The organism is Streptomyces sp. WM6378, from assembly GCF_001279695.1.
GTDB lineage: Bacteria > Actinomycetota > Actinomycetes > Streptomycetales > Streptomycetaceae > Streptomyces.
On sequence record NZ_LGDD01000049.1, the window covers coordinates 1 to 10,511 of the forward strand.

Below are 10,511 nucleotides of genomic sequence, written 5' to 3' on the forward strand. Positions count from 1 at the left end.
GCTGCGCGCTGTGCAAAGACAAGCCTCGCTACGCTCGGCTTGAACCCCCGTGCTGCGCACGGGGGTTGCTCCCGCTTCGCGGGAGCCCAGCCCGCTGGGCTGGTGAAGTCCTACGCTTCGCTTCAGACTTCAAGCCCGGCCTTGCCGGGCAGAAACCGGCCGCTACGCGGCCTAAAGGCAGGTTCGCTGCGCTCCCCCGCCTCGCCTTTCCGGCTTCGCCTCCAAGCCTCAGGCCCGCCACGCGGGCCAAGCTGGCTGTGAGAATGGGGCGCTTGGTTGTTGCGAAGGATGGCCACTTGGTCCCCGCCCAAGGTAGTTCAGGTGAGCTCGCAAACATCACCTGCATGACCCGCCTCATGCAGGTGGGTCATGGATCCGCCGGAGACAAAGTGATGCACCATGTAGAATCTCTCCATCACAAGGAACCCCGGCGCGCCAGCTGGGCGCCGCTGTGGGTTGGATCACGGTTGAGGTTGACCTTGGGGCAGGGTGGAGGCTCTTCGCAGCGGCACGACAATGCGAAGGAGCCAACCACTATGTCCACCACTGCTTCCGGACAGGGACAGGACCGCCCGCAGTTGCAGGCGGTGATCGAGGAGTTGGTCGAGTCCGATTTCGTCGGGGTGCAACTGCGGGTGCACGACGAGCAGGGCGAGTGGGTCGGCAGCGCCGGCGTGCGGGAGCTGGGGCAGAGCGCCAAGCCGCTGGCCGACGGGCACTTCCGCATCGGCAGCAGCACCAAGAGCTTCGTCGCCACCTCAGTGCTCATGCTGGTGGCCGAGGGCCGGATAGGCCTGGACTCCCCGGCCGATGACTACCTGCCCGAGTTCGGTCTCGACCGGCGGATCACGGTGCGGATGTTGCTGCAGCACACCAGCGGGATCTTCAACCACACCGGCGAGCTCTACGAGGACGGGACGATCGTGCTGGGGGTTCCTTGGCAGGGCAAGGAGTGGGTAGACAACCGGTTCCACACCTACCGGCCCGAAGAGCTCGTACGGCTGTCGTTATCCAAGCCGGCGCGGTTCGCCCCGGGTACGGGCTGGAGCTACTCAAACACCAACTACGTACTGGCCCGGCTGGTGGTCGAGAGGGTCACCGGGCGTTCGTTCAGGGAGGAGTTGCAGCGGCTGGTCCTGGGGCCGCTGGGGATGACCGGCACTGTGGCACCGGGCGCGTCACCGGAGATCCCCGAGCCGCACAACCACGGCTACTACCGCTACGAGGACGCCGGGCAGGAGCGGACTGTCGATGTCACCCGCCAGAACCCGTCCTGGGTCGGAGCCGGTGGTGACTTGATCTCGACCACTCAGGACCTGCACACGTTCATCTCCGCCCTGATGGGCGGCAGGCTCCTGCCGGCCGAACTGCTGGCCGAGATGCGCAGGCCGGAGGCCACGGTCGGTTACGGCCTGGGGGTGTTCGCCCAGGAGACGGGCAGCGGCACCGTCTTCCACCACAACGGCGCCATCATGGGGTCGGCGGCGCTGATGTACAGCTCCTCCGACGGCAGCAGGACCCTGACCGCCGGGCTTACCTGGGTGGACGATGCCGAACTGGCGATAGCCCCGGCATTCCAGGCCGCCCAGCGGCGTTTCGTCGACGCGGTGTTCTGCGGCAAGGTGGGCTGATGAGGAACGGGGTCACGATCGGGCAGGCGGCGTCGTTCGTCGGCGTCACGGTGAAGACGGTGCGGCACTACCACAAGCTCGGCCTGGTCGCGGAGCCGGAACGTGACGGCTCCGGCTATCGGCGGTACGGGTCCGGCGAGTTGCTGCAGCTGGTGCAGGTACGGACGCTGGCTGCCGCCGGTGTGCCGCTGGCCGAGATCGGGCCCATGCTCGATGCCGACGCCGCTCGGTTCGGCGCCGCGCTCGCCGATGTCGAGCACCAACTCACCGAACGTATCGATGAGTTGGTCGCCCGCCGCGACACGCTGCACCGGCTCGCCGACGGCGACCGGGCCCTGTTGCCCGACCGCGCCTGCGCGCTTCTGGACCGGATGCCAGGCCTCGGTTTCAGCCCCGACTACGTGGCCGTGCAACGCGAAGCCCTGGTGCTGGCCCGGGCGCTGGTGCCGCAGGGCTTCGACGGCTTCCTGGCCCAGTTCGAGCACGGGCTCGACGACCCCGAGCACATCGATCTGATCAAGCGCGGCTGGGAGGCCCGGGCCTGGGAACCGGACGACCCGAGGATCGAGGAACTGGCGGCCGCCATGGCCGACCGCTACCTCGCCAACCCCGCACTGCTGGGCGATCACGCCAGCCTGGAGGCATGGGCCAAGGCATCGGCCCAGTACAAGCTGATCAACAACCACCGCGAGGAGCAGGCGCCGGTCGCGGCCCGTCTGACGGCCCTCACCGAGGCCAAGTTGCGCGCTGCAGGCGCACCCATGCCGCACCGATGACGAGCTGCACCGGCGCTGTCGCAGCGCAACCGGTCCGCTGCTGCCGGGCGCGCCGGGCGGTGGTCCGCGCTCTCCCGCCGCTGAACTGGACGAGTGGGCCGCCCCGGCAGCGCGCTCAGGCGGCGGCTAGTGGCCCGGCTCGGCGGTGTCGGCCGACGCCGTCCGCCCGCCGCCGAACACCTCTTGGACGAGGCTTTGTGCTGCCTTCTGGAACGGCACCGCCATGGACAGTGCGGCGTCGTCGACGTAGTTCAGCGCGGCGGTCAGGGTCTTGCTGCCGTCGGGCGTGCTGTACATCAGCGCCGCGTGGCCCGCCATGCCGCCGTTGTGGGTGATGACGGTGCCGCCGTCCTCGCCCGTGCTCTGCACGAACACTCCCAGGCCGTAACCGGCCTTGGGGTGCGGCGTGCACATCTCGGCCAGCAGTTCGGCCGGCAGGAGCCTGCCGCCCATCAGCGCGGAGATGAACGTGTGGAGGTCCTGGGTCGTGGAGATCATGTCTCCGCCGGTGGAGATCCAGGAGGGGTTCTGGCGGGTGACGTCGACCGTCCGCTCCTGCCCCGCGTCCTCGTACCGGTAGTAGGCCCGGGTGTGCGGTTCGGGGATGTCCGGGCTGGTTTCCGGCACCACGGTGTCCGACAGCCCGAGCGGCCCCAGGATCAGCCGCTGCATCTCCTCGGCGAACGAGTGGCCGGTGACGTTCTCGATCAGCAGCCTGGCCAGCAGGTAGTTGGTGTTGGAGTAGCTCCAGTCCGTGCCCGGCTCGAACCGCGCCGGCTTGGACAGTGCCAGCCGTGCCAGCTCTTCCGGCCGGTAGGTCGTGAACCGGTTGTCCACCCACTCCTGGCCTGCGGTCGTGGCGGGGATTCCCGGCGCGAACGTCCCGTCGTCGTAGTACTCGCCGGTGAAGTTGAACACCCCGCTGGTGTGCTGCAGCAGCATCCGTACCGTGATCCTGGGGTCGAGACCGAGCCCGGGCAGGTGGTCGACCGCCGAGGCGTCCAGCGCGATCGTGCCCTCGGCCACCAGTCGCAGCACCATGGCCGCAGTGAACGTCTTGGTGTTGCTGCCGATCCGCACGTATCCGTTCGTCGGCGGTTTCGCGCTGTTGCCCAGTTCACGCACTCCGGCGCTGCCGACCCACTCGCCCCGCTCGTCGTGCACCCGCATCGTCACCCCGGTGAAACCGGATTCGGTCATTTCCTCGATGAGGCTCTGGAGCTCCGGGCGGTCCTGGTCGGTCAGGATGCTGGACATGGTGGTGTGCTCCTTGGGAACTGGTGCGGAATTCATCGGAGTTGAGCTGAACGGAATGCGAACTGAACGGATGGGTCCGTCGGCGGGCCCGAGGGGTGCCCCTCTTACAGGCTGCGGGCGGTGATGTCTCCGTAGCCGGTGGTCGCGTGGATGTTCAGGCCGGCGGCAGCGCCGTCGGTGTTCTTGAGCGTGTTGTGGATCCGGCCGTATCCGGTGCCCGCGTCGAGCGAGGCGGAGACACCGCGGGCGGCGCCGACCGCGATCGCCCCGTGCTCGGTGCGCAGCGTGACCGTGCCGCGCACGGCCTCGGCGACCTGGAGGTCGCCCTTCTGGGTGCTGATCTCGGCCGGGCCGCCCAGGCGGCCGACCGAGATGTCGCCGGCCTGGAGGGTGAGGCGGGCGCTCGCGGTCTCGTCGAGCTTGACCGTGGCCTGCGCGCCCTCGAAGGTGACGTCACCGAGCCGTCCGACGCCCCGGAGTTCGGACAGGGCCGCAGCCACCTCGACGCAGGAGCCCGCGGGCAGTTGGACGGTCACCTCGACGGATCCGGAGTGGCCGAGGAGCCGGTTCTTGGCCGGTGCGGCCCCGACCCGCAGGACGCCGTCGCGGTACGCGACCGTGATCTGCTCCGCCGCCTTCGCGTCGCGGCTCCTGGAGGGGTTGGCGGGCAGGACCTCGACGGTGGTGTCGGCCCGGTCGGCGGCGATGAACTGAATGCGTCCCGCGGGGATGTCGAGAACGGCGGAGATCGGGGCGGGGGTGTCGAACTTCTGCGTGGTGCTCAGGTTCTTCTGCATCGTGCGCGCTCCTTCAGCCCGTCGTTTCTGACATTAGAAACGCTACGTTGCATTCATTGATCCAGCAACATGCACGTTGCGCGAAATCACCATTGGTGCAGGTCAAGGCCGGAAAATCGTTGCAACCATCCTGAGGGTAACGCAACAATCCCAGCGCGTGCGTTGCAATGAGATGGAAGTGAACGCTATAGCGGAGCCAGTAAAGGGCTCCGCGCCCCGCAGCCCGGGGGTACGGCCGGGCCGGACGGGCAACACCGCGGCCCGGCGGGTACGTAACCGCCGGGCCATGGAAGCGAGTTGACGGGACGTCAGACCAGGAGCCAGGCTCGTCCCGCCTCGGACAACACCGCGGCCCGGCGGTTGGCAACCGCCGGGCCGGGAACGCGAACTGATGGAGCGTCAGCCGATGTACTCGTGCTCACGCCGTTCCGTGGACGTCGATGCAACGGGGGCCGGCGTCAGGTACTTGGCCAGCTTCTCCCCCTCGACGTCGACGTTGGGCAGGACGGCGCCGAGCCAGCGCGGCAGCCACCACGCCGACTTGCCGAGCAGGGCGAACAGGGCCGGGATGATGGCCATCCGGACCACGAACGCGTCGAAGAGGACGGCGGTCGCCAGGGCGAAGCCGATCATCTTGACGAGGGAGTTGTCGTCCAGGATGAAGCCCGAGAAGACGCTGGCCATGATGATGGCCGCGGCGCTGACGACCCGGCCGCCGTAACGGAAGCCGGTGACGACCGCCTCGTCGGGGCCCGCGCCGTGGGCGTAGGCCTCGCGCATCCGGGACACGAGGAACACCTCGTAGTCCATGGCCAGGCCGAACACGACACCGATCATGAAGATCGGCATGGTGCTCATGATCGGGCCGGGCTGTTCGACGTTGAACGCCTCCTTCAGCCAGCCCCACTGGAAGATCGCGACCACCGCGCCGAGCGACGCGCTGACCGACAGCAGGAAGCCGAGAGCCGCCTTCAGCGGGACCAGGACGGAGCGGAAGACCAGCATCAGGAGGAGGAAGGCGAGGCCGACCACGAGGCCCAGGTAGGGCAGCAGGGCATCGTCCAGGGTCTTGGAGAAGTCGATGAACATGGCCGTCTGGCCGGTCACCAGGATCTCCGCGGCACCCGTCTTGGCCTCTTCGCCACCGGCGAGGCCACGCAGCGCGTGGACCAGGTCCTCGGTCTTGCCGTCGGTGGGACCGGTCTTGGGTACGACGTTGAGGATGGCGGTGTCGTTGGCCGGGTTGGGGCTGGCCGGCGAGACGGAGTCGACGCCGTTCTGCTGGGCGAGGTCGGCGCGCAGTGTGGCGGCGGCGGACTTCGCGTCCTTGCCGGAGACGGTGATCATCAGGGGGCCGTTGAAGCCGGGGCCGAAGGACTCCGACAGCATGTCGTAGGCCTTGCGCTGGGTGGTGGTCTTGGCCATCGTGCCCTCGCCGGGCAGACCCAGTTCCAGGCTGGCCGCCGGAACGGCGAGGGCGCCGAGGCCCACCACGCCGACCAGCAGCACGGCCACCGGGTGGCGCAGGACGTAACCGGCCCAGCGGGAACCGAGGTTGGGCTTGGTGCGGGCGGCCAGCTTGGCGGCCTTGCGCTGCTGGCGGGCCGAGAGCGGCTTGCCCTTGCGCTGCATGCGGTCGATGCGGCGCAGGACTCGGAAGGGGGCCCAGCCCAGGAGGGCGGGGACCAGGGTGAGCGCGATGAGCACCGCGATCGCGACCGTGCCCGCGGCCGCCATGCCCATCTTCGTCAGCATCGGGATGTTGACGACGGCGAGGCCCGCCAGGGCGATGATCACGGTGAGGCCCGCGAAGACGACGGCGGATCCGGCGGTGCCGACGGCCCGGGCGGCGGCCTCGGCGCGCTCGCGGCCTTCGGCGAGCTCGGAGCGGTAGCGGGAAATGATGAAGAGGGCGTAGTCGATGCCGACGGCCAGGCCGATCATCAGCGCCAGGGTCGAGGTGGTGGTGGAGATGCCGAGGGTGGTGCCCAGGGCGGTGATGGCGGAGATGCCGAGGCCGACGCCGATGAGCGCGGTGAGCAGCGGCATGCCGGCGGCGATGAGCGAGCCGAAGGTGAGGAAGAGGACGATCGCGGCGATCAGGATGCCGATCTGCTCGCCGCTGGCCGCGCTGACCTCGATCTTGACGGCGTCGCCGCCCGCTTCGACGGTGAGACCGCTGCTCCGGCCCTTGCCGAGGGCGGAGTCGAGGCCGTCGTGCTCCTTGTCGGCGAGTTTGGTGGCCGGTTCCTTGTAGGTGACGACCGCGTAGGCGGTGGTCTCGTCCTTGCTGAGGGTCTTGGCCTGGTAGGGGTCCGTGGCGCCGATGACGCCGGGGGCCTTCTTGAGGTCGGCGACGAGGGCCTCGACCTTGTTCTTGGCCTCGGGGCCGGAGATCTTCTGGCCCTGAGGTGCGCGGATGACGACGCGGGCGCTGGCGCCTTCGGCGCCGGCGGCGGGGAACTTCTTCTGGAGGAGGTCGAACGCCTTCTGGGATTCGGTGCCGGGCATGGAGAACGTGTCTGCCGGCGGAGTGGTGGCGACCGAGGCGGCGTAGCCGACTCCGGCGAAGACCAGCACCCAGAGGAGCGTCATCAACCCCCGCCGTCGGAAGGCGAGGCGGCCCAGTTTGTAGAGGAACGTAGCCACGGCGAAGGGACTCCCGTCGGGGTCGGCAGGACAAGCAGGTCCCTTTGACTATAACAAACCGCATAGGCGGTTTCTTGAGTCGGAAACCAGCCTTCCGCTGGGCGACGTAACGATCGGCTCACGAATGTGAAGAACGAGCGCAACTCTGTGGACTCCGTTTGAACGCAAGGCAGTTGGGCGGCTCGCGGTGGGGGCGGGCGACCAGGCCGTCGTGTCACCGGCGGGTCGGATTCGAGAGGGGAAGGGCGGGCCCGGGCAGGTGGGTGGACCGGTCCGGGAACCTTGATCACCACTGGGCCTGCTGATTGGCTGGCCGGTATGACTGAACTCGACGCCATCGCCTGGCCGCCTTCCCCGATCAGGACCGAGAGGCTCGTGCTCCGTGAGCCCGAGGCCCGCGACCGGGCGGCGTTCATCGAGCTGCTGGCGTCGCCGGCGGTGCACACCTACCTCGGCGGCCCCCGCCCGCGTGACGAACTTGAGCGCGAGATGCCCGGGGTGCCCCAGGGCCGGCCCGGGAGTTTCGTCGTTGACCTCGACGGGGCGATGATCGGCCAGATCCTGCTCAGGAGAGCAACGGAGCACCGTCGCCCGGCTGCCGCGGGGAAGGCCGATCTCGGCTACCTGTTCCTGCCGCGTGCATGGGGATTCGGGTACGCCGCCGAGGCGTGCGCGGCGGCGCTCGACTGGTTCGACTGCGTGCTTCCCGGCGAGCCGGTGGTGCTCACCACCCAGACCGCCAACGTCGGCTCGATGCGCCTGGCGGCAAAGCTGGGGTTCACCGAGGTGGAGCGGTTCCGGGCCTGGGACGCCGAGCAGTGGCTCGGCCTGCGGCCCCCGGTCACGCCGTCCGCTTGAGAGAGCCGGTGCCCGGCGGTGTTCGCCATCTGATGGTGGCTCAGTCGGTGCTGTCCACGGTCGTTCCGGGCTTCGTGTGCAGGACTTCGCGCGCCTGGTCCGCGGCGCGGGCGAGGCTCTCGGAGACGAAGTCGAGGAAGCGGGCGATGTTCTCCAGGCGGGCGGCGGCCGGGGTGCCCGACCCCAGGACGCCGACGCCCTGCCGCGCGATCTCGACGAGTTGGGCGGTGCCACGGGCGCTGGCCATCATGGACTGGTACCAGACGTCGTCGTCGACGATGTACCGCTCGCGACGGCGCTCGTCGCGCTCCCGCCGCACCAGGCCCTGGCTCTCAAGGAACGCGATCGCCTTGGAGATGGACGCCGGACTGACCTGGAGACGCTGGACGAGTTCGGACGCGGTCAGGCTGCCCGAGTCACTGGTGCACAGACAGGCGAGGACCCGGGCCATCATCTTGGGCGTGCCCGCCTGCATGAGGGCGGTGGTGAACGTCTCCTCGTACGCGCGCACCGCCTCGGCGTCGCGCCCGTGGGCCTGCGGGGGCGCCTCCTGCCCTCGGGGGGCGGCCTGCCTGCGCCGGTGGGCGCGGTGTTCGGTGGCGCGGTGGGCGAGCTCGGCACGGTAGGCGGTGGGGCCGCCGTTGCGCATCACCTCACGCGTGATCGTCGAGGTCGGACGGTCGAGCCCTCGGGCGATTTCCGCGTAGGCGAGGCCGTCGGCCACCCCCAGCGCGATCTGCTGACGTTCCTGCTGGGTGAGTCTGCCTCCCGGCATCACGGTCTCCTTCGCGCTCCATGGTCGTCCCGAGTGCCCCAAGCATAGCGTTCGCACTCAATTCATTGCAACGCCTCTGGAGAGGGGTGTTGCATTCCGTCCCAGTCCGTTGCAACGAATTCAGCTCATCCACCTGCAACTACACCGATTCTTCGCAACGAAGGTGTTGCCAGATCCATGAATGCAACGTAGCTTTTCCCTCATCGGAAACAACGTTTCGAAGGAGCGCACGATGCAGAAGTTCGACACCACCGCCCCGGTCTCCGCCGTTCTCGACATCCCTGCCGGACGCATTCGCTTCGTCGCTGAGGACGGGGCCGGCAGCACGGTCGAGGTGCAGCCCTCGGACCCCTCGAAGGGCCGTGACGTGAAGACGGCGGAGCAGACCACGGTCGAATTCCGGGACGGCGTCCTGCGGGTCGAGACCGCACAGGAGAAGAACCGGATCCTCGGCGCCAACGGCTCCCTCGACGTGACCGTCCACCTGCCCGCCGGCTCCCGCGTCGAGGCGAAGGCGGCCAGCGCTGAGTTCCGGAGCGTCGGGCGGCTCGGCGACGTCACCTTCGAGGGCGCGCACGGCTCGGTCGAGCTGGACGAGACCGCGAGCGCCCGCCTCACCCTCCAGGCGGGCTCCATCTCGGTCGGCCGTCTGGGCGGCTCCGCCGAAATCAGCACCCAGCAGGGCGACATCAACATCGCCGAAGCCGTGCACGGCACCGTCACGCTGACCACCCAGGCCGGTGACCTGACGATCGGCGCCGCCCGGGGCGTCTCCGCCGCGCTCGACGCCGGCACCACCTCCGGCCGCATCAGCAACAGCCTCCAGAACGCCGGTGGCACCCCCGACCTCACCATCCACGCCACCACGGCTTACGGCGACATCACCGCCCGCAGCATCTGAACCGCGCTATCTGACATACCGTCAAAACTCGTTCGGCACGACGGTACGGAGGGGGACGGCGAGTACAGCGCGCCCGGTCAAGTCGCCGGTACGGCTGTACTCGCCCCGCCCGCGGTCACGAGCCCGTGGTCACGGCGGGCGGCGCCGCGTCACGACCGACGTGCGCGTGCACCCAGTCGGTGACGTCCCGGGTCGGTGTGCCCGGGGTGAACAGGGCCGCCACCCCCAGTTCGCGCAGCGGGCCGATGTCGGCCTCGGGAATGATGCCGCCGCCGAACACCGTGATGTCGGTGGCATCCTGCTCCCTCAGCATCTCCATGACCTGGGCGAAGAGGGTCATGTGGGCGCCGGACAGGACGGACAGCCCTATGCCGTCGGCGTCCTCCTGAAGGGCGGTGTCGACGATCTGACGTGGCGTCTGGTGCAAGCCGGTGTAGACGACCTCGACACCGGTGTCACGCAGGGCCCGGGCGATCACCTTGGCTCCGCGATCGTGCCCGTCAAGGCCCGGCTTGGCCACGATGACCCGGATGGGGGCGGTGAAACCCCGGTGGGCAGTGGGCATGGCACACATCCTCCGTCAGTAGGCGTCCGTCGGTACGTATGTGCCCCACACTTCGCGCAGCGCGTTGCAGACCTCCCCGACGGTCGCGCGGGCTCGCAGGGCGTCCTTCATCGGGTAGAGGACGTTGTCGTCGCCCTCGGCCGCCTTCTTCAGGGCGACGAGTGCGGCATCGACAAGCTCCTGCTCCCGCCAGGCACGCAGCTTCGCGAGGCGTTCGGCTTGTTGGGCTTCGATGGCGGGGTCGACACGCAGGGGTTCGTAGGGGTCTTCGGTGTCGTTCTGGAAGCGGTTGACGCCGACCA

General features: G+C 69.0%; 10 protein-coding genes. 4 read left to right on the forward strand and 6 right to left on the reverse strand.

Annotated elements, in window-relative coordinates; genetic code table 11:
- Window positions 1-536 precede the first annotated feature (536 nt).
- Complete coding sequence (locus ADK54_RS07600) at window positions 537-1,631, forward strand: serine hydrolase domain-containing protein (RefSeq protein WP_053724768.1); 1,095 nt, start codon at window positions 537-539, stop codon at window positions 1,629-1,631.
- Window positions 1,631-2,407, forward strand: a complete 777-nt coding sequence (locus ADK54_RS07605; protein ID WP_053724769.1) for a MerR family transcriptional regulator — start codon at window positions 1,631-1,633, stop codon at window positions 2,405-2,407. Before ADK54_RS07600 ends, ADK54_RS07605 begins: the two co-directional genes overlap by 1 nt.
- A 126-nt stretch (window positions 2,408-2,533) precedes the next feature.
- On the opposite strand, the gene ADK54_RS07610 is transcribed toward ADK54_RS07605, so the two are convergent.
- The 3 genes from ADK54_RS07610 to ADK54_RS07620 all read right to left on the reverse strand — a co-directional run bounded on the left by ADK54_RS07610 (window position 2,534) and on the right by ADK54_RS07620 (window position 7,110).
- Window positions 2,534-3,664, reverse strand: coding sequence for a serine hydrolase domain-containing protein (locus ADK54_RS07610; protein ID WP_053724770.1), 1,131 nt, complete (start codon window positions 3,662-3,664; stop codon window positions 2,534-2,536).
- Window positions 3,665-3,768: 104 nt separating this feature from the next.
- Window positions 3,769-4,461: a DUF4097 family beta strand repeat-containing protein gene (locus ADK54_RS07615; RefSeq protein ID WP_053724771.1), complete on the reverse strand. Its 693-nt coding sequence runs from the start codon at window positions 4,459-4,461 to the stop codon at window positions 3,769-3,771.
- 399 nt (window positions 4,462-4,860) lie between these two features.
- The gene (locus ADK54_RS07620; RefSeq protein ID WP_053724772.1) at window positions 4,861-7,110 is read right to left on the reverse strand and encodes an MMPL family transporter; all 2,250 of its coding nucleotides are present in this window, start codon (window positions 7,108-7,110) and stop codon (window positions 4,861-4,863) included.
- A gap of 318 nt (window positions 7,111-7,428) precedes the next feature.
- Between ADK54_RS07620 and ADK54_RS07625 the strand changes: the two genes are divergently transcribed.
- A complete protein-coding gene (locus ADK54_RS07625; protein WP_053724773.1) occupies window positions 7,429-7,968 on the forward strand; it encodes a GNAT family N-acetyltransferase in 540 nt (179 codons plus the stop codon).
- 40 nt (window positions 7,969-8,008) lie between these two features.
- Here the strand turns inward: ADK54_RS07625 and ADK54_RS07630 are convergent, their stop codons facing one another.
- Window positions 8,009-8,743, reverse strand: a complete 735-nt coding sequence (locus ADK54_RS07630) for a GbsR/MarR family transcriptional regulator (protein ID WP_053724774.1) — start codon at window positions 8,741-8,743, stop codon at window positions 8,009-8,011.
- Between the two features lie 232 nt (window positions 8,744-8,975).
- Here ADK54_RS07630 and ADK54_RS07635 point away from each other — a divergent pair, with 232 nt between their 5' ends.
- Window positions 8,976-9,644: a DUF4097 family beta strand repeat-containing protein gene (locus tag ADK54_RS07635; RefSeq protein ID WP_053724775.1), complete on the forward strand. Its 669-nt coding sequence runs from the start codon at window positions 8,976-8,978 to the stop codon at window positions 9,642-9,644.
- A 115-nt stretch (window positions 9,645-9,759) separates the two neighbouring features.
- Here ADK54_RS07635 and ADK54_RS07640 read toward each other — a convergent pair whose 3' ends face one another.
- Window positions 9,760-10,209: a cobalamin B12-binding domain-containing protein gene (locus tag ADK54_RS07640; RefSeq protein WP_053724776.1), complete on the reverse strand. Its 450-nt coding sequence runs from the start codon at window positions 10,207-10,209 to the stop codon at window positions 9,760-9,762.
- Window positions 10,210-10,224: 15 nt separating this feature from the next.
- Window positions 10,225-10,511 (reverse strand): methylmalonyl-CoA mutase family protein (locus tag ADK54_RS07645; protein ID WP_234391952.1); only part of this gene is annotated, 287 nt, incomplete at its 5' end.